The 26,252-nt window shown below is 72.2% G+C and carries 20 protein-coding genes, 1 pseudogene and 1 riboswitch; of the genes and pseudogenes, 11 read left to right on the top strand and 10 right to left on the bottom strand.

The annotated features are described in order from the left end of the window. Positions 1-45: 45 nt before the first annotated feature. Positions 46-600 carry a DUF5134 domain-containing protein gene (locus ACGF0D_RS12325; RefSeq protein WP_392915212.1) on the top strand — a complete coding sequence of 185 codons (555 nt, stop codon included), beginning with the start codon at positions 46-48 and terminating at the stop codon, positions 598-600. Between the two features lie 177 nt (positions 601-777). Next, a complete protein-coding gene (locus tag ACGF0D_RS12320; protein WP_392875731.1) occupies positions 778-1,725 on the top strand; it encodes a M56 family metallopeptidase in 948 nt (315 codons plus the stop codon). 58 nt (positions 1,726-1,783) lie between these two features. Here ACGF0D_RS12320 and ACGF0D_RS12315 read toward each other — a convergent pair whose 3' ends face one another. Further along, a complete protein-coding gene (locus ACGF0D_RS12315) occupies positions 1,784-2,218 on the bottom strand; it encodes a MarR family winged helix-turn-helix transcriptional regulator (RefSeq protein ID WP_392915209.1) in 435 nt (144 codons plus the stop codon). 85 nt (positions 2,219-2,303) lie between these two features. On the opposite strand from ACGF0D_RS12315, the gene ACGF0D_RS12310 reads away from it, so the two are divergent. Both ACGF0D_RS12310 and ACGF0D_RS12305 read left to right on the top strand, forming a co-directional pair. Next, on the top strand, positions 2,304-3,836 hold the full coding sequence (locus ACGF0D_RS12310; RefSeq protein WP_392875725.1) for an MFS transporter: 1,533 nt from the start codon (positions 2,304-2,306) through the stop codon (positions 3,834-3,836). A gap of 227 nt (positions 3,837-4,063) precedes the next feature. Beyond that, the gene (locus ACGF0D_RS12305) at positions 4,064-4,669 is read left to right on the top strand and encodes a TetR/AcrR family transcriptional regulator (RefSeq protein WP_392875722.1); all 606 of its coding nucleotides are present in this window, start codon (positions 4,064-4,066) and stop codon (positions 4,667-4,669) included. Between the two features lie 79 nt (positions 4,670-4,748). Here the strand turns inward: ACGF0D_RS12305 and ACGF0D_RS12300 are convergent, their stop codons facing one another. After that, entirely contained in the window at positions 4,749-5,615 is an 867-nt protein-coding gene (locus tag ACGF0D_RS12300) for a helix-turn-helix transcriptional regulator (RefSeq protein ID WP_188297256.1), read from the bottom strand. Between the two features lie 418 nt (positions 5,616-6,033). On the opposite strand from ACGF0D_RS12300, the pseudogene ACGF0D_RS12295 reads away from it, so the two are divergent. After that, a pseudogene (locus ACGF0D_RS12295) lies at positions 6,034-6,498 on the top strand (ATP-binding protein); the annotation flags it as partial. A gap of 445 nt (positions 6,499-6,943) precedes the next feature. Here the strand turns inward: ACGF0D_RS12295 and ACGF0D_RS12290 are convergent. After that, positions 6,944-7,207 carry a DUF397 domain-containing protein gene (locus ACGF0D_RS12290; RefSeq protein WP_392875719.1) on the bottom strand — a complete coding sequence of 88 codons (264 nt, stop codon included), beginning with the start codon at positions 7,205-7,207 and terminating at the stop codon, positions 6,944-6,946. Positions 7,208-7,765: 558 nt separating this feature from the next. On the opposite strand from ACGF0D_RS12290, the gene ACGF0D_RS12285 reads away from it, so the two are divergent. The 3 genes from ACGF0D_RS12285 (at position 7,766) to ACGF0D_RS12275 (ending at position 11,125) form a co-directional block, all read left to right on the top strand. After that, a complete protein-coding gene (locus ACGF0D_RS12285) occupies positions 7,766-8,725 on the top strand; it encodes a sirohydrochlorin chelatase (RefSeq protein ID WP_392875716.1) in 960 nt (319 codons plus the stop codon). A 503-nt stretch (positions 8,726-9,228) separates the two neighbouring features. Next, a riboswitch (cyclic di-AMP (ydaO/yuaA leader) is annotated at positions 9,229-9,390 on the top strand. Then, positions 9,377-10,681, top strand: coding sequence for a transglycosylase family protein (locus ACGF0D_RS12280; protein ID WP_392915206.1), 1,305 nt, complete (start codon positions 9,377-9,379; stop codon positions 10,679-10,681). It overlaps the preceding riboswitch by 14 nt. 243 nt (positions 10,682-10,924) lie before the next feature. Then, a complete protein-coding gene (locus tag ACGF0D_RS12275) occupies positions 10,925-11,125 on the top strand; it encodes a hypothetical protein (protein WP_392875710.1) in 201 nt (66 codons plus the stop codon). 97 nt (positions 11,126-11,222) lie between these two features. Here the strand turns inward: ACGF0D_RS12275 and ACGF0D_RS12270 are convergent, their stop codons facing one another. The 5 genes from ACGF0D_RS12270 to ACGF0D_RS12250 form a co-directional block, all read right to left on the bottom strand. Continuing rightward, on the bottom strand, positions 11,223-12,242 hold the full coding sequence (locus tag ACGF0D_RS12270; protein WP_392875707.1) for a LacI family DNA-binding transcriptional regulator: 1,020 nt from the start codon (positions 12,240-12,242) through the stop codon (positions 11,223-11,225). Between the two features lie 25 nt (positions 12,243-12,267). Continuing rightward, positions 12,268-13,965 carry a glycoside hydrolase family 13 protein gene (locus tag ACGF0D_RS12265; protein ID WP_392915204.1) on the bottom strand — a complete coding sequence of 566 codons (1,698 nt, stop codon included), beginning with the start codon at positions 13,963-13,965 and terminating at the stop codon, positions 12,268-12,270. A gap of 73 nt (positions 13,966-14,038) precedes the next feature. Beyond that, complete coding sequence (locus ACGF0D_RS12260) at positions 14,039-14,938, bottom strand: sugar ABC transporter permease (protein WP_392875702.1); 900 nt, start codon at positions 14,936-14,938, stop codon at positions 14,039-14,041. Positions 14,939-14,977: 39 nt separating this feature from the next. Next, complete coding sequence (locus ACGF0D_RS12255) at positions 14,978-15,979, bottom strand: carbohydrate ABC transporter permease (RefSeq protein WP_392915202.1); 1,002 nt, start codon at positions 15,977-15,979, stop codon at positions 14,978-14,980. 216 nt (positions 15,980-16,195) lie between these two features. Continuing rightward, a complete protein-coding gene (locus tag ACGF0D_RS12250; RefSeq protein WP_392915199.1) occupies positions 16,196-17,473 on the bottom strand; it encodes an extracellular solute-binding protein in 1,278 nt (425 codons plus the stop codon). A gap of 311 nt (positions 17,474-17,784) precedes the next feature. Between ACGF0D_RS12250 and ACGF0D_RS12245 the strand changes: the two genes are divergently transcribed. Beyond that, positions 17,785-18,288 (top strand): GNAT family N-acetyltransferase, encoded by a 504-nt coding sequence (locus ACGF0D_RS12245; protein WP_392915196.1) that lies wholly within the window; start codon positions 17,785-17,787, stop codon positions 18,286-18,288. Positions 18,289-18,362: 74 nt separating this feature from the next. Here ACGF0D_RS12245 and ACGF0D_RS12240 read toward each other — a convergent pair whose 3' ends face one another. Then, positions 18,363-19,430: an aldose epimerase family protein gene (locus tag ACGF0D_RS12240; protein WP_392915193.1), complete on the bottom strand. Its 1,068-nt coding sequence runs from the start codon at positions 19,428-19,430 to the stop codon at positions 18,363-18,365. 310 nt (positions 19,431-19,740) lie between these two features. Beyond that, complete coding sequence (locus ACGF0D_RS12235) at positions 19,741-22,755, bottom strand: ATP-binding protein (protein WP_392915190.1); 3,015 nt, start codon at positions 22,753-22,755, stop codon at positions 19,741-19,743. Positions 22,756-23,065: 310 nt separating this feature from the next. Between ACGF0D_RS12235 and ACGF0D_RS12230 the strand changes: the two genes are divergently transcribed. Both ACGF0D_RS12230 and ACGF0D_RS12225 read left to right on the top strand, forming a co-directional pair. Next, positions 23,066-24,013: a terpene cyclase gene (locus tag ACGF0D_RS12230; RefSeq protein ID WP_392875684.1), complete on the top strand. Its 948-nt coding sequence runs from the start codon at positions 23,066-23,068 to the stop codon at positions 24,011-24,013. 544 nt (positions 24,014-24,557) lie between these two features. Then, positions 24,558-26,081: an aldehyde dehydrogenase family protein gene (locus ACGF0D_RS12225; RefSeq protein ID WP_392875681.1), complete on the top strand. Its 1,524-nt coding sequence runs from the start codon at positions 24,558-24,560 to the stop codon at positions 26,079-26,081. The last annotated feature ends 171 nt before the right edge of the window (positions 26,082-26,252 follow it).

Raw genomic sequence — 26,252 nt, 5'->3', positions numbered from 1 at the left:
CCGTCGCCGCGCACGGGGGTCGCCCACCGCCCCGGGAGGCCGCCGTTGCACGGACCCACCCTGGTCAACTGGCTCCTCGCCCTCCTCGCCGCCGGGGCCGGCACCTCCTGCCTGACCCGGCTGCGCCGCTCCCCCTGCGCCCCGGGCGGCACGCACCGACCGCTCGCCCGGGAGTCCGACGCCGCCGAGGCCCTGATGGGGCTCGGCATGGCCGCGATGGCCATCACCGGCGCCACCGTCCCACCCGCCGTCTGGGCCGGACTCTTCGGCCTCCCCGCCGCCGCCTTCCTGCTCGCCGCCGCCCACGCCCCGGCCGGCCGGGCACACCGGCTGCACCACGCGGTCGGCGCGCTCGCCATGACGTACATGGGCCTCGCGATGGCGACCGCCTCCGGCCACGGGCACCGGCACGCCGCCGCCCTGGGCCTTCCGGTGCTGACCGGCGCGCTCCTCCTCTACTTCGGCGGCTACACGATCTGGACCGGAAGCCGGTTGCTGCGCACACCGGCGGGCACCCTCGCGGTCGGCACCGCCGGACTGCCGCAGGCCTGTCGACTCACCATGGGGATCGGCATGTTCGCCATGCTCCTGACCATGTGACGACCGCACACCAGGCCCGCCGACCCGCCTGCCGCCCCGGTCGCCGACACCCAAGGCCCCCGCGGTGGCGTGGCGTTGGTCACTGGCCCGTCGAAAGCCGTTCCACCGGGCGCCGCCAGCGCATAGGTTGGCAGGGAGCGCGCTGTCGCGTTCCGTGCGTACTCGGGGAGCCCATCGATGCCTGCCCTGATCGGCCTGCTGCTGCTCGGCCTGCTGCTCTCGACCGTCGCGCCCCGGCTGTTGTCCCGGGCCCGCTGGGCGGAGCGCGAACCGGTGCTGGCCCTGCTGGTGTGGCAGTGCCTGGTGGTGGCCGTGCTGCTCTGCTGCGCGCTGGGCCTGCTGCTGGCCGCCTCCGCCGCCCTGCCGGAACTGCGCGCGCTGGTGTTCGCGGGCGCACCGCACGGCGTGGAAGCCGCGTACGCCCTCCAGGACGGCGAGGGCTGGGGACGGCTGTGCGCCGCGGTACTGGCCGCGGGCGGGGTGCAGACGGTGCTGGCGCTCACCCGGGAGGTCCGCACGGCCAAGGCGCTGCGCGATCGCCGGCACGCCCAACTGTCGACCCGGTCCCCGGAGTTGCCGGACACCATCGAGGCCGCGCGGAGCCGCCGGGAGCGGCTGGTGGTGCTGGAGAACGTCCGCCCGGAGGCGTGGTCGCTGCCCGGGCCGGACTCCCGGCTGGTGGTCACCACCGGGGCCCTCCAGCAGCTGACCGACCGGGAGCTGGCGGCGGTGCTGAGCCATGAGCGGGGCCACGTCCGGGCGCGACACCACTGGCTCCAGCAGTTCGCCCAGGCGCTCGCCTCCGGTTTCCCCGGGGTCGGCGTGTTCAGGGCGTTCCGGGACCAGGTCGCGGAGCTGGTCGAGCTGGCCGCCGACGACCGGGCCGCCCGTCGGCACGGCCGGCACACCACCGCCCTCGCGCTGGCCGAACTCAACCTGGACCGTGGAGTGTTCGGCTCCTGCCCGCCCGGCCTGGCGCAGTCCCCGAAGCGGGTGGACCGGCTGCTCGCGGGCCGTCCGCGACTCTCCGTCCCGCACCGGCTGCGGCTCACCCTGGCGGCACTCGCCGCGCCCGCCGTGGTCCTCCTGCTGGCCGCGGCGCCGGGGCTTCACTCACTGCTCTGAGTCGCCGAGCGTCGCCGCGGGGCCGACTCCGCCCCAGCGAAGCATCTCTGACGAACAGTCAGTCGGTGGAGGATGGCAAGCAGGACGGACCGCGCCCGTCGCCGAGGGTCTCCTCCAGCACCTGGCGGTGGAGCGGCCTGGCCTGCTCGTAGCGCTCCCGGCCGGCCTCCGTGAGGGTGAGCAGGACACCTCGCCGGTCGCGTTCGCACATCGCCCTGGTGACCAGCCCGGCCTTCTCCAGGCGGGCGATCAGCCGGGAGAGCGCGCTCTGACTCAGGTGGACGGTGTGGGCGAGCTCGCTCACCCGCACCGCGGGCCTGCCGCCGCCGCACTCCTCGACGAGGCGCTCCAGCACCTCGAACTCGCTCATGCCCAGCCCGTACCGGTCGCCCAGCTCGCGGTCGAGCGCGCAGGCCGCGGCGGCCTGCCGGGCCAGCAGCTCGCGCCACTGCGCGACGAGACCGGCCTCCGCCGGGGAGTCGAGTTCAGCCACCCCGCCACCTTAGCATGCACAGGCAATTGTTGCAGCTACATTTAATGCTCTTGCATTCAATGCATGTGCATGTACTGTCCTCCCCATGACCACCGCGACCGTCACGTCACCCGACGCCCCGTCAACCAGCGGGCCGCACTGGACTCCCCGCCTCTGGGGCACCCTGATCGTGCTCTGCGCCGCCATGTTCCTGGACGCCCTGGACGTCTCCATGGTGGGCGTCGCCCTGCCGTCCATCGGCGCCGACCTGCACCTGTCCACCTCCGCCCTGCAGTGGGTGGTCTCCGGCTACGTACTCGGCTACGGCGGCCTGCTGCTGCTCGGCGGCCGCGCCGCCGACCTGCTCGGCCGCCGCCGGGTGTTCCTGGTGGCCCTGGGCGTGTTCGCCGCCGCCTCACTGGTCGGCGGCCTGGTCGACGACGGCGGCCTGCTGATCGCGGCCCGCTTCCTCAAGGGCGTCAGCGCCGCCTTCACCGCCCCGGCCGGCCTGTCGATCATCACCACGACCTTCGCGGAGGGCCCGGCCCGCAACCGCGCGCTGTCGATTTACACCACCTGCGGCGCCAGCGGCTTCTCGCTCGGACTGGTGCTCAGCGGCCTGCTCACCTCGGTCGGCTGGCGCTGGACCTTCCTGATGCCCGTCCCGGTCGCGCTGCTCGCCCTGCTCTTCGCCGTCCGGCTGCTCCCCCGGCCGGTCGAGGAGCGCGCCAAGGGCGGCTACGACGCGCTGGGCGCGATCACCGGCACCGCGACCGTTCTGCTGCTGGTCTTCACCGTCACCGAGGCCCAGGGCGCCGGCTGGCTGAGCCCGCGCACCCTCGGCTCGCTGCTCGTCGTCGCCGCGCTGGCCGCCGCCTTCCTCCGGGTGGAGAGCCGCACCGCGCACCCGCTGGTCCGGCTCGGCATCTTCCGCAACGGCTCGGTCGCCCGGGCCAACGTGGTCGCCTTCGCGATGACCGGCGCGTACGGCGGGTTCCAGTTCGTGGTCACCCTCTACCTCCAGCACCTGCTCGGCTGGTCGGCCCTGGAGATGGCCCTCGGGCTGCTCCCCGCGGGGGCCATCATCGCGCTCTCGGCCCCCTTCATGGGCCCGATCGTGGACCGCTTCGGCACCGGGCGGCTGCTGCCGATCGGCGTGTTCTCGCTGGTCGCCGCGTTCGCGCTGTTCCTGCGGCTGGACGAGCACAGCTCGTACCCGGTCCTGGTGCTGCCCTCGATGCTGCTGCTCGGCGTGGGCTTCGCGTTCGCCTTCCCCTCGGTGAACATCGCCGCCACCGCCGGCGTGGCCGACGAGGAGCAGGGCCTGGCCTCGGGCCTGGTGAACACCGCCATCCAGGTCGGCACCGCGGTGGTGCTGGCCGGAGCGACGGCGATGATCACGGCCGGCAGCGCGGGCGGCGACAGTCCGCAGGCCCAGCTGGACGGCTACCGGCCGGCGCTGCTGTTCGTCACGGCGGTCGCACTCCTCGGCCTGGCGGTCGCGGCGGTGGGCGCCGTGGTCGACCGGCGCCGCGCGTCGGCTCCCGTGACCGAGCCGAACCCCGTGACCGCGCCTGACCCCGTGAGCGCACCGGTCGGGTCGACCGAGACCCGGACCGAAGTCCTGACCGGGCACTGACCCCCCGGCCCCGCGCGGTCGGCATCCGGGCCGCGGGGCCATGGAGCCGGCTCCACCAAACCCCCGTGTCGGTGGAGCCGGCCGTCTTCGTGGCGGCCGCCCGGACCACGCCCCTCGGGGCACGGTTCCTCGGTGCGGCTTTCGGCTCCGCAAGTATATTGGCTCGAAACCAATGAACGTTCGGAGCAGACACGATGGCACCTCGCGGGGATTCGGTCAATGAGGAGATGCGGCAGCGCTCCCGCCGCCGCATCATGCGGGCCACCGTCGAGCTGGTCGACCAGCGCGGCTACGCGGGCACCACGCTGACCGACATCGCCGAGCGGGCCGGGCTCGCCCGCGGGCTGCCCTCCTACTACTTCGACGGAAAACGGCTGCTGATGCAGTCCGCGACGCACCGGATGATGCACCAGGCGCTGGCCGGCGCGCTGGCGGAACTGGCCCCCGACGCCTCCCCCGACGCCCGGCTGGCCCGGGCGATCGACGCCGTACTCGGACTGGCACTGGACCACCCCCGGGTGATGCGCTCCCACCTGGCACTGATCCTCGACCCGGACACCGGCGCCTTCGTCCAGGACCCTGAGCAGCAACAGCTCGGCGCGATCCTCCAGGGGCTGCTGCGGGACTGGGGCGCACCCGACCCGGTCGCCGAGCACGCGGTGCTGCGCAGCGCGCTGATGGGCGGTTGCATCGGGGTGCTGCTGCCGGGCGCCGAGATCCCGCTGGCACCGATCCGGGCCGACCTCTTCCGCCGCTACGACCTGCCCTGGGAGCTGGGCCGCCCGCCGCAGCCGTCGCCGCCGGAACGCGAACGGCCGCCGGCCCGCGGCTGACCGCGGGTGGACGGCCTGGCGACCGACTGCCGGGGGGCCTCGTGAGAGAGGCGGTTCACAGGCCCCGGACGGCAGCGGCTCAGCGTTCCTTCAGGATCGAGGCGAGCAGGTCGATCGTGCGCTCCGGCGTGAGACTGTCCACGCAGAGCCGTTCCATGACCTGGATGTAGGCGTCGACGTCGTCGCGCTTGTCCAGGTAGAGCGCACTGGTGAGCTGCTCCAGGTAGACCACGTCCGCGAGGTCCTGCTCCGGGAAGCGCAGGATCGTGAACGCCCCGGACTCACCCGCGTGCGCGCCGAACCGGAACGGCATGACCTGGATCACCACGTTGGCCTGCTCGGCGACGTCGATCAGGTACTGCACCTGACCGCGCATCACCTTGGGCCCGCCGACCGGCCGGCGCAGCGCGGCCTCGTCGATGACCGCCCACAGGCGCGGGCTGGCGCCCTCGGCCAGCAGCTTCTGGCGGCGCAGCCGGAGGCTGACCCGCCGTTCGACCTCCTCCTCGCTGATGACCGGCCGACTCTGGCCGAAAACCGCCCGTGCGTACTCCTCGGACTGGAGCAGCCCGGGGATGAACTGCACCTCGTAGGTGCGGATCAGCTGGGCGGCCTCCTCCAGGCCGACGTAGGTCTGGAACCAGCCCGGCAGCACGTCGTTGAAGCTGTGCCACCAGCCGGACTTGTTGGCCTCGCGGACGAGGCCGAGCAGGGCTTCCCGCTCGATGCCGTCGTCCACGCCGTACAGGCTGAGCAGGTCGGCGACGTCACGCTCCTTGAAGCTGACGCGGCCGAGTTCCATGCGGCTGATCTTGGACTCGGAGGCCCGGATCGCGTAGCCCGCGTCCTCGCGGGTGATGCCGCGCGCCTCGCGCAGGCGGCGCAGCTGCGAGCCGAGGAGGATCCGGCGGACCATCGAGCCGCCGCCCGGCTGAACTGTGGTCATGCGGTCGAAACCTCCACCTAGGGCAAACAGCGCACAGTCTGCCATCAGTTGAGCGCTCACGGTGCCGATACTGACGGATGTTCCTATCAGTTCTACGCTCCACACACCAGGATGCACGTGCATTCGGCGCTTGCATATGCCAATAGTGCGACTGCACGTGAATCGACTCTTGCATCTGCAGTGAGCGCACACCACCATGGTGCACGTGCACCTGCACATCCCTGGCAATCCCGCGGGCTCCGCGTCGACCCCACGCGCGACTCCGTGCACCGACCCGACGGCGTCCCCCGCGTCATCGGGCGTTCGAGTGCGCGCGCGCCTGGTCGAGGGGGCGGCCGAGCGGCCGAGCGAGTCGGAGGTGACCGGCATGACCCCGGCGGGTCCAGCCGTGTCCGCCCCCTTATGGGAGGAGCTCTTCATGAGCACCGGTACGGCCTTGGCGGTTGACCCCCTTGTGGTCACCTGCACGCTCGCTCCTCGCTTCGAAGCCGTCAGAACCGCGCGCGACTTCGCTCGGACCACGCTCCAGCGCTGGGGCCTGACGGAGCTGTTCGACGACGTCGCGCTGGTGGCCTCGGAACTCGTGACCAACGCGCTCCGGCATGCGATCGGCGCACGGCCCGACCCGTCGGGCGGCGCCCAGGGCGAGTACGACTTTCCCATACAGCCGACCGCGGACGGCCGGCTCCCGATCCGAATAAGCCTCGTGCACCGCGCACCCCAGGTGGTCTGCGCGGTGAGCGATCCGAGCAGCATCGGCCCGGTCGCCCGGGAGGCCGACTTCGTCGCCGAGTCGGGCCGCGGGCTGCACCTGGTGGAGTCGTTCAGCCGCTCCTGGGGCTGGCACCCGCTGGGCAGCGGCAAGGTGGTCTGGGCGATGTTCGAGGCGGAGACGGTCGGCGGCTGCCCGCTGGACGGACACCCCGGGCTCGGCGGCCGCTCACCGCTCGACGGGCCCGTCGAGGTCGGCGGACGGCATCGGCGCTCGGCCTAGGACGGGCCGCGCAGGCGGGACGGACCCGTGCACCCGGGACGGACCCTGCGCCTGACGGCGTGTGGCCGGTCGCGGGAAGCCCCGGGAGGACCACACTCCGGGCCCTTCCACCAGGCCCCGCCGAGACCTTCCGGTGCCGTCGGCCCGCGAGCGGCCCAGGGCGGCGGGACGGCCGCACGGCTCCTTGGGACGCCGCCGGACGAGGCCTCCGTAGCGGAGGTCGTCCGAAGAAGGGGTCGCCCGGAGAAGGGGTCGTCCGGAGCAAGGAAAAGACAAAGGCCGTCGTGGTGTCGGCACCCACGACGGCCCCCCGATGGTGGAGCACGGCGGCCGGTCAGACCGCCAGGTGGTCGAACTCCCCGTCCTTCGCCCCCAGCAGCAGGGCGGCGATCTCGGCCCGGGTGTAGATGAGGGCCGGTCCGTCCGGGAAGCGCGAGTTGCGCATCGCCACGTCGCCGCCCGGCAGGGCCGCGAACTCGACGCAGTTGCCCTGGGAGTTGCTGTGCAGGCTCTTTTGCCAGACCACCCCCTGGAGATCGGCGGCGGCCATCCCGTTGTAGGTGTCGTACGAACCGTGCGTGTCCTGCGAGTCGTGCATAGAAGTCTCCCGAAGAGCTCCGGAGTTGTCGTCCAGCGCGGCGCCCCCGGCACCGCCGAAACGAACGGACCGGCCCCGTACCGGTCCGGCACAACGCCTCACTTGACGCGATGATAGCTGCAGTGCACGTGCATCAGCACGAGACATTGCAGGTGCACGAGGCCTTTTATCCGCAGGCGCGAACTCTTCACGGACCCTTCTCCTGACGGTACGTAAACGGACATAGCCGATGGAATCGCCGAGTTTGCGATAACCGGCCGTGAGCACCTCCCCGCCGAATGTTGATCTTCGAATGCCGGGAGTCGCATGCCCGTGACCCTCAGTCAAACCACCCTCATGCTGTGAGACATCTCACGCGCCCCGGGTGCAACGCCCGCCCCTCGGATCACGTCGAGACAATCACGGGCGACCATGCGGGGATTGGGCGAAGAATGTCCGGATTGTAGGCAAAGCGCCCGGACCGACGCCGAGGACGCACCGGGTCCGCACGGCGCTCACGTGAATCCCGCACGGCAGCCGACTGCAAGCCTGACGGGCAGATGTCCTACGATCTCCGGCATGAGCACCGCAGCCATCCCGGGCGCGCCACTGCCCGTCCGCACTCCAGGCTCCCGTGCGCGGGGGCGCCACCGTCGTCCCGAGCGCCCCGAGATCCCGGCCGGCGCCCCGGCCCTGGTGCTCGCCGTGCCCGCGACCGCCGGGCCCGAGTCCCGCTCGGTCGTCGAGGAGCTGCTCTCGATCGTCCGCACCGAGCAGAACGGCGTCCAGACCGCGGTCGGCTACCTCCCGGGTGACGGCACCGAGGGCGCGGACGGCGAGGACCGCACCGTGGCCGAGCTGCTGACCCTGGCCGCCGAGGCCGGGCTGCCGATGCCCGTCCTGGTGCCGCTGGTGCCCGGCCCGCACACCTTCCTGACCGAGCTTCACGCGCTCGCCGCCGAGTACGGCGCGCCCGTCACCGACCCGCTGGGCCCGCACCCGCTGCTGGCCGAGGCCGTGCACGTCCGGCTGTCCGAGGCCGGGCTGGCCCGGGCCGACCGCGCCCGGCTGTTCGCCATCGCGACCGCCGCGGACGGCGTGGTGCTGACCACCGTCGGCGGCGAGGACGCCGCCGCGGCGGCCGGCATCACCGGCGTGCTGCTGGCCGCCCGACTGGCCGTGCCGGTCGTCGCCGCCGCGCTCGACGTGCCCGGCTCGGTGGCCGCGGCCGTCAACCACCTCAGGGAGACCGGCTCGCAGCGCCCGGCGCTGGCCCCGCTGGTGATCGGCCCGGAGGCGGACTCCGAGCTGCTCGCCACCGCCGCCGAGGAGACCGGCTGCCCGTCGGCCGCGCCGCTGGGGTCGTACCCGTCGGTCGGCCAGCTGATCGCCTCCACGTACCTGGCCGCGCTGCCCACGCCGTCCCCGGAGGACCTGGCGCGGGCCGAGGCGGAGGCGGCGGCCGCCGCCGAGGCCGAGGGCGTCGTGGAGGGTGCTCGCGGCGCCCACGCGGCCGCCGAGGCGCCCGCCGGGCAGTAGTCGACTCCGCGCGCCGCTCAGCGCGCTCGGAAGGGCCCGGAACGGCTTGCGTTCCGGGCCCTTCGCTTTACCCCTCCCACTCCCACCGCCCGAGCGTCGTCACTCCCGGGTCGCCCCTCCCGTGCCACCCTCCCGCCGGGATGCGGACGACAATGGCGCGGAATGTCCGTTCTGGCGGTATTTGAAAGGGAATAGGGAGCGCGGGGCCAGGCATTCGAATCGCGACCACTCCCCCACCGTCAGGGTGCGCCGACTCCGCGACTCGACGCGCCGTCACGTCAGCCCTGAGGTGGAGCCAGTTGTCGACTTCAGCAACGACATTGCCCGAAAACGATCATTTGCGATCATGGGTGGCAGCAATTTTGGCAGTTCCCACTAAACCGTGATGCACATCACAGTGGTTTGCAGTTTGAACTTGAGTCTGATTAACGTGCTCCCCGTTCGTGACCACACGAACCCGGTTCATCCGCGACGCCGAGTCCTGCCGTCGGATGTCCTGGCAGCGCGAAAACGCACCACGGCAGGAGCGGGGGACCCACAGGTAAGTCGCCCCGGACCGGTCTCCGGAACGGTCCAGGGCTAGGGGTGAAGCCGCGCCCACCAGCGCGGCCGGGCAACTCCAGCCCGAATCCGACAGCTCACCTCGCAGGCGTGGGAGAGGACTCCGTCTTCATGCTGCCCACCAACGGCACCAGCCTGCCCAGCCGCACCCGCCGCGTGATCGCCGCCCTCGGCGTCGCGGGCGTCGGCCTCACCGTCCCCTGCCTCACCTCGGGCACCGCCTCGGCCGCCTCCGTCGCCACCTGGGACAAGGTCGCCCAGTGCGAGAGCGGCGGCAACTGGAGCATCAACACCGGCAACGGCTTCTACGGCGGCCTCCAGTTCACCTCCAGCACCTGGTCCGCCTTCGGCGGCACCGCCTACGCGGCGCGCGCCGACCTGGCCACCAAGGACCAGCAGATCGCGATCGCCGAGAAGGTCCTCGCCTCGCAGGGCCCGGGTGCCTGGCCCGTCTGCTCCGTCAAGGCCGGCCTGACCAAGGGCGGCACCCCGGCCGCCGTCGACACCTCGGCGGGCTCGACCACGGGCTCGACCGCTTCCAAGCCCGCCGCGCCCGTCCAGAGCGCCAAGCCGGCCGCTCCGGCCGCGAAGCCCCAGGCCCCCGCCACGAAGCCCGCCGCGCCCGCCCAGGACGGCGCGCAGGCCACCGCGGGCTCCATCGCCTCCGGCAACCGCGGCGACTGGGTCCAGAAGCGTCAGCAGCAGGCCCAGGACGGCGACTACACCGTGGTCGAGGGCGACTGGCTGTCCTCGATCGCCGACCAGCACAACGTGCAGGGCGGCTGGCAGCGGCTGTACGAGCTCAACCGCGGCACCCTGACCGAGGGCCCGGACACCATCTACCCGGGCCAGCAGCTGTCCTTCGGCGGTGCGAACGGCTCGGACTCCACCGGGTCGGACCGCTCCCAGAAGTCCGGCCAGTCCGCGAACGGCGGTGCCGTGAACGCCCAGCCGACCGCGCAGACCCCGGCCCCGGCCGCCAAGCCGGCCACCAAGCCCGCGCCGCAGGCCCAGACCCAGGCTCCGGCCGCCACCGGCAGCATGGCCGCCGCGGTCGCCTTCGCCGAGTCGAAGGTCGGTCAGGCGTACGTCTACGGCGGCACCGGCAACGGCGGCTGGGACTGCTCCGGCCTGACCCAGGCCGCGCTGCGCGCTGCGGGCGTCTCCGTCCCGCGCGTCGCCGCGGACCAGGCCGCCGCCAGCACCCACGTCTCGCTGGACAGCCTCCAGCCGGGCGACCTGCTGTTCTGGTCCAACAACGGCAAGGACTCCGGCGTCTACCACGTCGCGATCTACGTCGGCAACGGCAAGTACGTCGAGGCCGCCAACCCGAGCTCGGGCGTCCGCGAGCAGAGCATCGCCAACTGGGCCCCGGACTTCGCCGGCCGGGTCTGAGTACGGCGCGCAGTCGGACAGCCGACGGGCTTCAGCTGACAGGTAACAGGTAACAGGTAACAGGTAACAGATTTCATCATCTGTCAGCTGTCGCCCGAACGCTGACCACCCACGCCCCCGGGGAGAGTCTGGTCGCTCCCCCCGGGGGTTCCGGCGTACCTCCGGCCGTATCCCCGTGGTGGATCCCCGCTCCAACGGGCATGCTGCTGCTCTGCACCCGAGGACACCCGAGGAGGAGTCCACATGGCCCAGGTCACCGTCACCCTCGACGCGAACCTCGCGATCGACGTGATGATGCTCTCCGGCACCAAGAACCCCCAGGACGCCGTCGAACTGGTCCTGCGCGACTACCTGGCCCGCGGCCGCCGCACCGAGACCCGGACCGGCGACGCGGCCGACGGGCACCGTCTGACCGCCGACCGGCCGACCACCCAGGAGGGCTGACCACCCGACGGCCGCCACGACCGGCCGCGCGCACGCCGAAGGGCCCCGGAGGGCAACCGCCCTCCGGGGCCCGCGCGTCGGCCGCGGCCGCCGGGATTCAGCGCGCGCAGGCCCCCGTGGACCCGCGCATCACCAGCTCCGGCTGGAACATGAACTCGCCCCGCTGGGCGGCGTTTCCGCCGACCTCCTCCAGCAGCGCGTCCACCGCCGCCGTGGCCATCGCCTCGACCGGCTGGCGGATCGTGGTCAGCGGCGGCTCCGTGAAGGCGATCAGCGGCGAGTCGTCGAACCCGACCACCGACACGTCCTGCGGCACCGACAGCCCGCGCTGGCGCACCGCCCGGATCGCCCCGAGCGCCATCATGTCGCTCCCGCAGACGATCGCCGTGCAGCCCTTGTCGAGCAGCGCGCCGGCCGCCGCGTGCCCGCCCTCCACGCTGAACAGCGTGTGGTGGACGAGGTTCTCGGCCGATTCCGCGCTGTGCCCGAGCACCTCGCGCATCGCCGCCGTGAAGCCCTCGATCTTGCGCAGCACCGGCACGTACCGGCGCTGCCCGACGGCCAACCCGATCCGCTCGTGCCCGAGTTCGGCCAGGTGCTGGACAGCCATCCACATCGCGGCCCGGTCGTCCGGCGAGATGAACGGCGCGTCGATCTTCTCGCTGTAGCCGTTGATCAGCACGAACGGCACCCCGCGCCCGGCCAGCCGGGCGTAGCGGTCGTGGTCGGCGGTGGAGTCGGCGTGCAGCCCGGAGACGAAGACGATGCCCGCCACTCCCCGGTCCACCAGCATGTCCACCAGTTCGTCCTCGGTGGACCCGCCCGGCGTCTGGGTGCACAGCACCGGGGTGTAGCCGTGCCGGCTGAGCACCTGCTCGATCACCTGGGCCAGCGCCGGGAAGATCGGGTTGCTCAGCTCCGGCGTGATCAGACCGATCAGCCCGGCGCTGCGCTGGCGCAGGCGGGTCGGCCGCTCGTACCCGAGCACGTCCAGCGCCGCCAGAACGGTCTGCCGGGTGGCGGCGGAAACGTTCGCCTTGCCGTTGAGCACGCGGGAGACGGTGGCTTCGCTGACCCCCGCCTGCGCCGCGATGTCTGAGAGTCGCGCCGTAGTCACGGTCCCAGAGCCTATTCCAACCACGTCAGACCGCCCACCAGCCGGTGCTGTCCGGTGCGAGCACCGTCTCGCCGCCGTCCACCACGAGGTCGGCCGAGGCGAGCAGCAGCGTGCCCGGGGCCGCGATCCGCACCGGCTCCCCGGTGGTGTTCACGGTGCAGACGAAGGCGCCGCGGCGGAACGCCAGGGTGCCCTCGGGGCTCTCCAGCCACTCGACCCCGGTGCCGGCGCCGAGGTCGGGCTGGGCCCGGCGGACGGCCAGCGCGCTGCGGTAGAGCTCCAGGGTGGAGGTCGGGTCGCCGGTCTGCGCCTCGACGCTCAGCCCGGCCCACTCGGCCGGCTGCGGCAGCCAGGACGGTCCGCCGGCCACCGGGCCGAAGCCGTACGGGGCCTCGGTGCCGGACCACGGGATCGGGACGCGGCAGCCGTCGCGGTAGCCGTCCTGGCCGGCCTGGCGGAAGAACGACGGGTCCTGGCGGACCTCGTCGGGCAGGTCGGTGACGTCCGGCAGGCCGAGCTCCTCGCCCTGGTAGACGTACGCCGAGCCGGGCAGCGCGAGCATCAGCAGGGTGGCGGCGCGGGCGCGGCGCAGGCCGAGTTCGCGGTCGCCGGGGGTGCGGATCTGGGTGCCGAGGCCGGGCTCGTTGGCGAACCGGGTGGCGTGCCGGGTGACGTCGTGGTTGGACAGTACCCAGGTGGTGGGGGCGTCGACCGGGCGCATCGAGTCGAGCGAGAGGTCGATCACCTCGCGCAGCGCGGTGGCGTCCCAGTCGGTGCCCAGGTACTGGAAGTTGAAGGCCTGGTGCAGTTCGTCCGGGCGGACGTAGTTGGCGGTGCGCTGGACGGTCGGGGTCCAGGCCTCGGCGACGCCGATCCGCTGGCCCGGGTACTCGTCGAGGATCCCGCGCCAGCTGCGGTAGATCTCGTGCACACCGTCCTGGTCGAAGAACGGCATGACGTCGTTGCCGAGCAGCTTGAGCTGGTCGGAGCCGCCGAGGTCGGGCAGGCCGGGGGCCTTGACCAGGCCGTGGGCGACGTCGATGCGGAAGCCGTCCACGCCCATGTCGAGCCAGAACCGCAGGATCGAGCGGAACTCGTCGGCGACGGCCGGGTTCTCCCAGTTGAAGTCGGGCTGCTCCGGGGCGAACAGGTGCAGGTACCAGTCGCCGGGGGTGCCGTCCGGGTTCTCGGTGCGGGTCCAGGCCGGGCCGCCGAAGATGGACTCCCAGTCGTTGGGCGGCAGTTCGCCCTGCTCGCCCTTGCCGGGGCGGAAGTGGTAGCGCTCGCGCAGCGGGGAGCCGGGGCCCTCGCGCAGCGCGCGCTGGAACCACTCGTGCTGGTCCGAGGAGTGGTTGGGGACGAGGTCGACGATGATCCGCAGGCCCAGGTCGTGGGCGTCCCGGATGAGGGCGTCGGCGTCCAGCAGGGTGCCGAACATCGGGTCCACCGCGCGGTAGTCGGCGACGTCGTAGCCGGCGTCCGCCTGCGGCGAGGCGTAGAACGGCGAGAGCCAGACCGCGTCCACCCCGAGGTCGCGCAGGTAGGGCAGGCGGCTGCGGATGCCGGGCAGGTCGCCCATGCCGTCGCCGTTGGAGTCGGCGAAGCTGCGCGGGTACACCTGGTAGATGACCGCGTCCCGCCACCAGCCTCTGGACGCGCTGACGTTCGCCTCGTGAGCGGTGTCGGCGGCAGGCCGGGAGGTGTCGGCCAGGTTCTGGGTCATGGACGGTATCCCTTGGGGACTAGAGGAGCGGAAGGCGCTGGGATGTGGAGGCGCGTGACGACGCGGCGGCGCGCTACGACTTGGAGGCACCGGCGGTCAGTCCGGTGACCAGGTGGCGCTGCACCAGGTAGAAGAAGGCCGCGGACGGGATCGCGATCAGCACGGCGGTCGCGGCCATCAGGTTCCACTGGGCGTCGTGCTCGCTGACGAAGGTCTGGAGGCCCACGGCCAACGTGTACTTGTCGGAGCTGAGCATGAACGTGGAGGCGAACGGCACCTCGGCCCAGTAGGTGAGGAAGGAGTAGAAGGCCGCCACCGCCAGGCCCGGGCGGGCGAGCGGCAGCACCAGCCGCCAGAAGGTGCCGAAGGGGCTGAGCCCGTCGACCCGGCCGGCCTCGTCGATCTCGACCGGGATGGTGTCGAAGTAGCCCTTCAGCAGCCAGGCGCAGTACGGCACGGTGGTGGTCGAGTAGACCAGGATCAGGCCGGTGTAGCTGTCCAGCAGGCCGAGTTCGGAGAGCATCGTGTACATCGGCACGATCAGCACGGCGATCGGGAACATCTGGGTGACCAGCAGCGACCACATCAGCGGCTTGTGTCCGGGGAACTTCATCCGGGACACGGCGTAGCCGGTGGTGGCGGCGAGCATCACGCCGAACACGGTGGTGATGCCGGAGACCAGCAGGGCGTTGCCGAACCAGGTGAAGAAGTCGGTGTCGGACAGCACGTGCTGGTAGTTCGACAGCGTCAGCTTGTCGAAGATCTGGCCGGGGTGGAGGTAGTCGGTCTTGTCCGGGCCGAGCGAGACGAACAGGATCCACGCGACCGGGAACAGCGCGATCAGGCCGGCCAGGATCAGGGTGCCGTGGGACAGTGCCCGGGCCAGCGGGCTGCGCTCGCCGCGGCGGCGGACCTTGGCGGGCCGGGCGGCCGGGGCCGCCGCGCGGGCCGGGACTTCGGTGGTGGTGCTCATCGGGTTACCTGCCTTCGTGGGTCAACTGGGTCCGGGGCCTCAGCCGTTGGCCTGCTCGTTGCGAGCGAGCCAGCGCCGGTAGAAGGCGGTGAAGACGATCAGGATGGACAGCAGGATCACGCCGTAGGCGGCGGACTGCGCGTAGTCCCGGGGGATCTGGCCGAAGCCGAGCCGGTACGCCCAGGTGACCAGCAGCTGGGCGTCGGGGGCGCCGGTGCCGAACAGCAGGAAGATCACGTTGAACTGGTTGAACGTCCAGATCACGCCGAGCAGCACGACCGTGGAGGAGACGGAGCGAAGCCCGGGCAGGGTGACGTACCGGAAGCGCTGCCAGGCGGTGGCGCCGTCCATCTCGGCGGCCTCGTACAGCTCGGCCGGGATCGACTGGAGACCGCCGAGCAGCGAGATCATCATGAACGGCACGCCGGCCCAGGTGTTCACCATGATCGCGGCCGCCTTCTGCGCCCACGGATCGGTGAGCCAGCCCGGCTCGGGCAGGTGCAGGAAGGAGAGGATCCCGTTGACGACGCCGCCGTCGGCGAGCATCAGGCGCCAGGAGAAGACGGTCACGAAGGTCGGTACGGCCCAGGGCAGGATGAGCAGCATCCGGTAGGCGGCGCGACCGCGCATCTTCTGGTTGAGCAGCAGCGCGAGGCCGAGGCCGAGGGTGTAGTGCAGGAAGACGCAGACGGCCGTCCAGGCGATGGTCCAGACGAAGTGCGACCAGAAGCGGTCGTACGAGCCGGGGCCCCACAGGATGTCGGCGTAGTTGTGGAAGCCGACGAACTCGTAGCTCGCCGGGATCTCGTTGACGCCGATCTTGCGGGCCACGTTGAGGCTGTTGGCGTCGGTGAGGGTGAGCCAGATGCCCTCGGCGAGCGGGTAGAGCACCAGCACGCCGAGCACCAGCACGACCGGCGCGATCATCGCGTAGGCGTACCAGTGCTTGGAGTAGGAGCGCTTCACGCGTTCCAGCAGGCCCGGACGCTGCTCGCGCTCCCGGCTGCCCTTGTCGGTGGCGCCCTGCACGGCGACTGACATCGTTTGCACCTTCTCGGGGGGATTCTCGGGGGAGAGCCGACGGCCCGGCTCGCCGGAGGGGCGGCGGGTGGCGGTGGCGGGAGGCAGCGGACGGCGGGCAGCGAACAGATGACAACTGACAGATGATGAAATCTGTTCTCTGTTGTTCGTTCGCCGCCCCGCGTCCGCCGTCACCCGTCCACCGTCACCCGTCGACCGGCAGGCCGGGCACAGGGACTACTTGGCGAAGCCCGGCAGGAGCTTGGCGTAGTCGGTGGCGACGGTGTTCAGCGCGTCCTGGGTGTTCGTGCCCTGGACGACCTTGCCCAGGTTGGTGTTCAGCGAGGCCAGCAGCGAGCTGTACTCGGGCAGTTCGGGGCGCGGCTTGGCGCTGCTCAGCACGGCCTGGAAGCCGGCGATGCCCGGGTCGGCCTTGACGTCGGCGGTGAAGGCGTCGGAGCGGGTCGGCAGGGTGGCGTTCTTCTGCGCGATGAACGCCTGGCTCTCGGCCGAGGTCATGAAGGCGGCGAACTTCTCCGCGGCGGCCTTGTGGGCCTTGTCGGCGCCCGCGTAGACGGAGATGTTGTGGCCACCAGTCGGGGCGCCGCCCTTGCCGGCGGAGCCGCCCGGGACGGCGGCGATGCCGAGGTTGCTCTTGTCCGCGAAGGCCGAGCCCTTGTAGACGTTGGTGATCTCCCAGGGGCCCTGGATGATCGCCGCGACCTTGCCGCTGTTGAAGGCGTCCATCATGTGCGCGTAGGCGTCGGTGGTCACGTCGGCCTTGGCGGTGCCGGGCGAGGTGAACATCGTCTTGTAGGTCTCGACGGCCTTGACGGCCTCCGGCGAGGTGATGGTGATCTTCTTGCCGGCGGCGTCGACGGTGTCGGTGCCCTCGCCGAACAGGAACGGCAGCGCGTAGTAGCCGTCCGCGGCCTTCAGCCAGAAGCCGTCCACGCCGGCCTTGTCCTTGACGGCGGCGGCGTCGGTCTTCAGCTCGTCCCAGGTCTTCGGCGCCTCGGTGATGCCCGCCTTGGCGAACAGCTCCTTGTTGTACATCAGGCCGAGGGTGTCGGTCACCAGCGGGACGCCGTACAGCTTGCCCTCGTACTTGGCCTGCTGGATCAGGCTCGGCTGGAAGGCGGAGGTGTCGGCGGCGGCCGGGGTGCCGTCCAGCGGCTCGAGGTAGCCGGCCTTGGCGAAGGCGGCGGTCCAGCCGACCTCGGAGCGGAACACGTCCGGAGCGCCCTTGGCCCCCATGGCGGTCTGCAGCTTGTTCTGCGCCTGGTCGAACGGGACGTTGACGAAGTCGACCTTGACGTTCGGGTTCGCAGCCTCGAACTTCTTGACGAGCTCCTGGTAGTTCGGCGCCTCGTTGGTGGCGTTCGACGTGTCCCAGTACGTGAGGGTGACCGGCCCGTCGGCCTTGCCGTCGGAGCTGGAGCCGCTGCTGCTACAGGCAGCCATCGAGACCGCGAGGGCCACAACGAGGGCAGAGGCCGCGATGCCACGCCGCATGAGAACTCCTTGGGAGGGTGGGGGTGCCCGAGATGTTCGGAGACAGGCGCATAATGTGGCTGCCTCGTACCGACCGCACCGTTGCTGCCGTCGGGCTCGGGAAGGAAGTTAACAGCGGCACAAGAAGGACGAAAGTCCTTGCAGAAAGTTTCTGCAAGAAACCGCGATCGTTACGCCCGCGTGTCCTTGACGTTGCCGCACGGTAGTTGACGACAGCGCCGATTGCCCGAGTTCGTCCGATTCGCCCCACTGTGGACTGGCCGACGAAACCACCGTCCGTGGCCGAAAGCGGCCTGCAGCAGACTGGACGCATGCGAATCAGAGCCGTCACCAGGGACGAACTTCCGCTGCTCACCGAGCTGGAGCGGGCCGCCGGCGCACCCTTCGCCGCGATCGGCATGCCCGAGATCACCGAGGACGAACCTCCCGCGCCCCAGGAGCTGGCGCACTACCTGGACCGGGGCGTCGCCCTTGTCGCCGAGGCCCCCGACGGAACCGTCGCCGCCTACCTGCTGGCCGAGCCGGTGGACGGCGCGCTCCACATCGAACAGGTCTCCGTACACCCCGACCACGCCCGCCGCGGCATCGGCCGGGCGCTGATCGAGCACCTCGCCGAGACCGCCGACGCCCCCGCGCTCACCCTCACCACCTTCGCCGAGGTGCCCTGGAACGCCCCCTACTACGCCCGCTGCGGCTTCCGCCCGCTGGCCGGGGAGGAACTCACCCCCGGCCTGCGCGAGATCCGCCGCAAGGAGGCCGAGCACGGTCTGGACCGCTGGCCCCGGCTCTGCATGCGCCGGGACCTCCGGCCGTAGGACCGAACCACTGGTCGGGCGGCAGGACTCGGCCCACCGGTCGGGCGGCAGGACTCGGCTCCACCGGTCGGCCCCTACCCGTCGGTCCCCAGCCGGAGCACGGTCGTCGAACGGAACTCCTCCCCCGGCCGCAGCTCCGTGCTGGGGAACGCCGGGTGGTGCGGGGAGTCCGGGAAGTGCTGGGTCTCCAGCGCGATCCCGGCGAACGGCCCGTACGGGACGCCCCTCGCGCCGGTGACCGCGCCCTGGAACTTGTTCGCCGTGTAGACCTGGATGCCCGGCTCGGTGGTCAGCACCTCCAGGGTGCGGCCGCTGACCGGGTCCTCCAGTCGCGCCGCCCGCGCCGGGCTGCCGTCCGCCGGCCGGGCGCGCAGCACCCAGTTGTGGTCGTAGCCCCCCGGCCCGGTCAGCTGGGGGTGCTCGTCGTGCACCGACTTGCCGACCGGCGTGGCCACCGTGAAGTCGAACGGCGTGCCCGCCACCGGCTCGGTCCTGCCGTACGGGATCTGCCGCTCGTCGGCCGGGGTGTAGGCGTCGGCGTCCAGGGTGAGCAGGTGGCCGAGGACGTCGCCACTGCCTTCACCCGAGAGGTTGAAGTACGCGTGGTTGGTCAGGTTGACGACAGTCGGCTTGCCGGTGACGGCGCGGTAGGCGATCACCAGCTCACCGGAGGCGGCCAGGGTGTACGTGACGGTGACGTCCATCGCCCCCGGGAAGCCCTGGTCCCCGTCCGGGCTGTGCAGCGCCAGCCGCACCCCGCCCTCGACCTGCTCGGCCTCCCACATCCGGTGCGCGAAGCCGTCCGGACCTCCGTGGATGGTCATGCCGCCACCGGTCCCGGCGAGCTGGTGCTCCTCGCCGTCGATGGTGACCGACGAGCGGTCGATCCGGTTGGCGTACCGGCCCACCACCGTGCCGTAGTGCCGGGCCGGACCGAGGATCTCGGCCAACCGGTCGGTGGACAGCAGCAGTTGGGCACAGCGGCCGGCGCGGTCCGGCGCGCTCAGGGTGTGCAGCGTCGCGCCAAGGGTGAGCACGCTCGCCTCGTACGGACCGGCCGTGAGCGTCCAGCGCCCGATCGCGGCGCCGGCGCCCGAGGGCTCCAGGGGTTCCTGCCGCACGCTGGTGGCCTCGCTCGCCATTGGCCTGCTCCTCACTGGCGGCCCGGTCGCACCGCGGCCACCCGGTTCCGGGTCCGTCGAGGGGGCGCCGCGGCAGCCCCGTGTCGGTCAGCCTAGCGACGGCGGGCGCGGCGCAGGCGCTTCCGCGCGCCCACGCGCCGCCCCGCGCGCCACCGTCCACCACTTGGGCCCCTGGGCACCCGGCAGGCACCGGCTACGCACCCGTCAGGCACCGCCCCGACCCCACCCGGCACCACCCGCGACCCCACCGGGCGCACCACGCCGCGCCCGGCGCCGCCCGCCGACCACCGCCCGCCACGCGCCATCCGTTCTAGTCGTCCAGGTCCTCCAACCAGCCCGCGTCCCGCTGCTGCTGCGGCAGCCCGAGCGCCGAGGCCAGCCCGTCCGGCCCGCTGCCCGCCTTGCGGTAGACCGCCGCCAGCCGACGGTTGACCAGGCCGATCGGCACCCCGAGCTCGTCGGCGATCCGCTGCGGCGGCACGCCCTGCACGGCCCGCTTGGCGACCTCCCACTCCGCGCTGCTGAGCGTCTCGATGGTCTCCCGGAAGTCGCGCAGCCCCAGCCGGTTGGGCCGCAGGCCGTAGTTGGCCAGCTCCCGCCGGGCGCGGTCGACCAGCCCCTCCGCGGAGCAGTGCTGGGCCAGTTCGATGCCCTGGTACAGGTACTCCTGGGCGTCGTCCAGCCGCCCGACCCGGCGCAGCGCGGCGCCCAGGTCGACCAGCGCGACGGCGTGCTCGTAGCCGGCCGGGGACTGCCCGAGGTACGCCACGGCGTCCTCCAGCAGCTCGACCGCCGCCTGGCCGTCCTCGATCCTGGCCTGCAGGCGCAGCGCGCTGCCGATCGCCGAGGCGGTGCCGAAGGCGCGGGCGTCCATGACCGCCTGCTGGGCGTACTCGCGGGCCCGCTCGGGCTCGTCGCGCGCGATCGCGATGGCGAGGTGGCCGGCCCAGGGCGCCCAGACGGTGTTGCGCCAGCCGCGGACCTCCAGTTGGGCGCCGGCCTCGGTGAGCGCGGCGGCCGCGCCCGCGTACTTGTCCTTGGCGACCAGCAGCTTGCCGTACAGCGAGGCGGCGTCCGGCAGCACCATGGCCGTCGAGTGGTACGGCGGGTGGAAGCCGAACTCGTTGGCCAGGTTCCAGGCCTCGTCGACCCGGCCGCGGGCGATCAGGGTGTCGACCAGCACGCCGATCGCGTCCCAGGCCAGCGGAAGCTTCTCCCCGATCCGCTCGGAGATGCGGTACGCCCGGCGCAGGAAGTCCTCGGCCTCGGCGAGCAGGCCGCGGCGGAACCGGGCCAGGCCCATCAGGAAGTAGGCGAAGCCCCGGTGGGCACCGCTCCAACCGGCGATCTCGAACTGGATGATGGCGTCCGCGGCCAGCCTTTCGGCCTGGGCGATGCGGTCGTTGTAGATGTACGTCAGGCCGAGCATCGAGGGCAGTTCGAAGCCCCAGGTGGTGTCGGTCCAGCCGAGGCCCTTGGGGAGCCGGCCGACGTCGAGGACCTCGTCGGCGAGCGCGAGCGCCTCGGCGGAGGGGGCGCCGCGCAGGGTGAGGTCCCAGGCGCGCATGGCGAGCACGGCCCGGTCGGCCGCCTCCCGGCCGCCCAGGTTGCGGCACATCTCGCCGAGCCGGGCGGAGCGGCCGGGGCCGTCCTCCTCGGACTTGCGGAAGGCGTGCCACATGAACGAGGCGGCCTGGAGCCGCTGGCGCGCGGCCGGGTCGGCGGTGAGCTCGGCCTCGTCCTGGCAGACCACGGCGGCCTGGCCCAGCTCACCGGCGTGGGCGAGCACCTCGGAGAGCCGGAAGGTGGCGTCCACGCGCAGTGCGGGGCGCAGCGGCACCTCGTCGGGGTCGAGGGCCAGCTTGAGCTGGTTGACGGTGGCGACGGGGTCGGTGAGCAGTGCGGAGCAGCCGAGTTCGTACAGCACCTCGGCCTTGATCTCGTCGGCGGGCGGCTCGTTGAGCGCGCGGTGCAGACAGCGCTGGGCGGCCTCGGGGGCGCCGATCAGCTGGTGTTCGACGGCGGCGCGGCGCAGCTTCTTGACGATCCGGTCGTCGCCCTCGCCGGAGTGGGTCTCGACCAGGTGGCGGGAGGCGGCGAGCAGGCCGAGTCCGGCGTTCTCGATCTCGGCGGCGGCGATGCCGTGCATCCCGAGTCGGGTGGCGTCCGGCATGGTGTTGTAGATGGAGCTGGCGATCAGCGGGTGGACGAACTCCAGGTTCCCGTTGGGGGTCTGGGTCAGCACGCGCTGCTTGCGCAGTTGCTTGATGGCCTCGCGGGCGCCCTCGGTGCTCAGGGTGGAGATCCGGGTGGCGAGGTCGACCCGGATGTCGGTGCCCAGCATCGCGCAGGCCCAGGCGAAGCGCAGGGTGCTGGCGCCGAGCCGGTCCAGCCAGCTCTTGAGGGTCATCCCGGCGGCGTCGACGGCGAGTTCGCGCAGCTGCCGGGAGTTCTCCTCGACGGGTTCGAGTTCCTGCTCGCGGACCTGGTCGAGCAGGGTGTTGGCCTCGAAGGGGTTGCCGTTGACGACGTTCCAGAACTCGTAGCAGAAGGCGTCCTCGGCCTTGTCGCCGAGTTCGGCGCGGATCATGTCGGTGACGGAGTTGAGGGAGAGCCGGTTGAGTTCGTGCTTGCGGCCCTTGAGCGCGAGGACGTCCCGGCGGAAGTCCTGGGTCTCGGCGGGCCAGTCGTTCTCGTCCTCCCGGAAGGCGAAGACGAGCAGGACGGGAAGTTCACTCGATCGGATGGCGAACTTGGTCAGCCAGGAGAGTGACTCCCCGTCCGCCCAGTGCAGGTCGTCGACGATCATCACCATCGGGGCGCGGCGCGGCGCGAGCTGGGTGATGACGTAGTCGAGGCCGTCGCGCACACCCTGCGGGTCGAGGCGGCGGGCGCCGACCTTGGGCTGCTTCAGGCCCATGGCCGGCCCGACGACCTCCTCCCAGGTGCCCATGACCTGGCTGAACACGTCGGGCTTCAGGTCGGTGAGCACGGGCTGGAGCAGCTGGCGCAGCACGTGGTACGGCTCCTTGAACTGCCGCTCGCCGCCTCGGGCGAACAGCACGGTGGCGCCGTCGCGGAGCTTGGCGAGCCGCCGGACCTCGTGCAGCAGACTGGTCTTGCCGATGCCGGGGCGGCCGGAGAACGTGAGCAGGTCGCCGATCTCGGTGCCACCGGCGGCGAAGCCGCGGCAGAGCCGGTCGACGGCGGCCTCCACCGAGCGCAGTTCGGCGTCGCGGTCTCGCAGCCGGACCCGGGGCGCGGTGACGTCGCCGTCGGGGGCGGAACCAGCACCCGCCCGAATTGCGTTCTCCTGCTCGGTCACCGTCGCGCCTCCGCCTCGCCCGCTCGCGTCACAGCTCCATCACTGCGTGGAGCCGAGGTTAGCGCCGCACGGACCTTCCCGTGGGGCATTCGTGCAGGCTGGGGCGGACGGTGGGGGTTCGGGCGTACCGTCGAGGGCAATCGCCCTATATCCCTAACGTCCGATCATTGCATCAGATACCCTACGGCCTTCGAGGCGCAGATGATCTTGCGAAATCCGCCCCCAGCACTCGCGCCCCTCCGCGTCAACTCCCCACACCGACAGTGCTCGAATAAGAAGCGCCCCCACCCTCCGCTGCACCGGGAGTCCGATGTCTGACGACACCTCACTTCAGATTCCGTTCCCGCACCGCCGCAGTCCGCACGGCCAGCGCGCCACCGAACTGCACCGGGACTGGCTGATCCGCCATCCGCTGCTGCCCGACGCCGACCACCCCGGCTACGCGCACTGGGAGGTGGTGGACCTCGCGGCGCTCGGCTACCCGGACGCCGGTCCGGACGAACTCGCCCTGGCCGCCGACCTGATGGGTTTCTACTTCCTCTTCGACGACCAGTTCGACGGCCCGCTCGGCCGCCGCCCGGCCGAGGTGGCCCCGATCTGCGAGCGACTGATCGCCGTCCTGCACGGCGCCCGCCCCGACCAGGGATCCCCGGTCGAGACCGCCTTCGCCGACCTGTGGAACCGCAGCGTGCAGGGCATGCCGGCTCGCTGGCAGGCCCGCGCCGCCTACAACTGGGAGTACTACCTGGCCAGTCACCCGGCCGAGGCCGCCGGCCGGATCTCCACCCGGCCGCCGGACCGCGACGGCTACCTGGAACTCCGACGGGGCACCGCGGCCATGGAGACCATCTTCGACATGGTCGAGCGCCTGGGCCAGTTCGAGGTCCCGGCCGCCGTCCTGCACCACCCGGTACTGCGCCAACTCCGCCAGCTGGCGGCCGACATACCGTCACTCAGCAACGACGTGCGCTCCTACCCGCTGGAGGCGCCGCGCGGGGACGTGAACAACCTGGTCATGATCGTCCAGCGGGAGCGGCGCTGTTCGGCCGAGGAGGCCTGCGCCGTGGTCATCGCCGAGGCCCAGCTGATGGTCGACCGCTGCGCCGAGCTGCGCGACAGACTTCCGGACGTGCACCGCGAGTTGGGACTCTCCCGGATCGAAGGGACGATCGCCCAACGGTACGCGGACGGGCTGCTCACCTGGCTGGCCGGCTACCTCAGCTGGGAGGCCCGCACCGGCCGGTACCAGACGGTCTGACCGACACGCGCCCGGAGCCGTCCGACGGGCGTGCGGTGGCGCGCCCCGAGGGTGCCGCCCCGGCCACGCGGAGGCGTGCGGCGGCACGCCACGGGGGCGGTCCTCCCGACGCACGGCGGCGTGCGGCGGCACGCCACGAGGGCGGCCCGCGTTCACGCGGCGGCGCGCGACAGCGCATGCGGGGGCGCGACCGGAACACGCGCCCCCGCAGTGATCCAGTCCGAGGCAGCCGCGGTGATCCGTCCCTGGGCAGCCGCAGTGATCCCGCTCCGGGACGTCCGCGGTGATCCGCACCGGCCCCTCCCGCCCGCACGCCCCCGAGAGCGACCGGAAGGCGCACCCTCCGTACCCGCCCGGCGCACGGACCGTAGCCGCACCGGGCGCCCGGCGGCTATCGTGCTCCGCGGCAGGCGCCCCCGACGGAGCGCCGGTCCCATTGCGTGTCCGCACCCTCCGCCGGACCGCCCCTGCCGGGCGGCCCGGCGCGCCGCCCGTGGCCCGAGCCGCACCGGGCGGTGCCCGACGCAGCGAGGAGACACCCAGCATGACGGTCTACCAACCCCCCGGCACCCCCGGCAGCATCGTCGCCTACCGGTCCCGGTACGAGCACTGGATCGGCGGCGGGTGGACGCCCCCGCTGCGCGGCGAGTACTTCGACAACCCGACCCCGGTCACCGGCGAGGTGTTCACCGAGGTCGCCCGCGGCACCGCCGAGGACATCGAGGCCGCCCTGGACGCGGCCCACGCCGCCGCCCCCTCCTGGGGCCGCACCCCGGCCGCCGAGCGGGCGCAGGTCCTGCTGCGGATCGCCGACCGGATGGAGGCGAACCTGGAGCAGCTCGCCGTCGCGGAGAGCTGGGAGAACGGCAAGCCGGTGCGCGAGACGCTGGCCGCCGACCTCCCGCTCGCCGTCGACCACCTGCGCTACTTCGCCGGTGCGCTGCGCGCCCAGGAGGGCAGCCTCTCCCAGCTGGACGAGGACACCGTGGCGTACCACTTCCACGAGCCGCTGGGCGTGGTCGGCCAGATCATCCCGTGGAACTTCCCGATCCTGATGGCGATCTGGAAGCTCGCCCCGGCGCTCGCGGCCGGCAACACGGTCGTCCTCAAGCCCGCCGAGCAGACCCCGGCCTCGGTGCTGCTGCTCGCCGAGCTGACCGCCGACCTGCTGCCGCCCGGCGTGGTCAACATCGTCACCGGCTTCGGCGAGGAGGCCGGCGCCCCGCTGTCCGCCAGCACCCGGGTCCGCAAGATCTCCTTCACCGGCGAGACCACCACCGGCCGGCTGATCGCCCGCTCCGCGGCCGACAACCTGATCCCGGTCACGCTGGAGCTCGGCGGCAAGAGCCCCAACGTGTTCTTCTCGGACGTCGCCGCCGCCGACGACGCCTTCTACGACAAGGCCGTCGAGGGCTTCGCGATGTTCGCCCTCAACCAGGGCGAGGTCTGCACCTGCCCCAGCCGCGCGCTGATCGAGTCCCCGGTCTACGAGCGGCTGCTCGGCGACGGACTGGCGCGGGTGCGCGCGATGCGCCAGGGCAACCCGCTGGACACCGAGACCCAGGTCGGCGCCCAGGCCAGCGTCGAGCAGCTGAAGAAGATCCTCTCCTACTTCGAGATCGGCCGGGACGAGGGCGCCAAGGTCCTGGTGGGCGGCGAGCGGGCCGACCTCGGCGGCGCGCTGGCCGGCGGCTACTACGTGACGCCGACGGTCTTCGAGGGCGACAACTCGATGCGGGTCTTCCAGGAGGAGATCTTCGGGCCGGTCGTCTCGGTCACCCGCTTCGACGGCTTCGACCACGCCGTCGCCCTCGCCAACGACACCCAGTACGGGCTCGGCGCGGGCGTCTGGACCCGCAGCCTCAACACCGCCCACCGGGCCGGGCGCGCCATCCAGGCGGGCCGGGTCTGGACGAACTGCTACCACGCCTACCCGGCCCACGCGGCCTTCGGCGGCTACAAGAACTCGGGCATCGGGCGGGAGAACCACAAGGCGCTCCTGGAGCACTACCAGCAGACCAAGAACCTGCTGGTCAGCTACTCCCCCGACGCGGTCGGCTTCTTCTAGGCCGGGGCCCGGACACCCCGGAAGGCGCGTACGACCCGCTCGGGCCCGTACACCCGGGAGGAACAGCGCACCGGGGAGGACCGCTCAGGCGGGAAAGCGGAGCGGGAGGCCCACCGGGGCCTCCCGCTCCCTCGCCACTCCCCGTGGCGGGCTCCGGGGCGGATCGCCTGT

This window comes from Kitasatospora sp. NPDC048298 (assembly GCF_043201465.1).
Classification (GTDB): domain Bacteria; phylum Actinomycetota; class Actinomycetes; order Streptomycetales; family Streptomycetaceae; genus Kitasatospora.
This window is presented reverse-complemented; position numbering and strand designations above follow the sequence as displayed.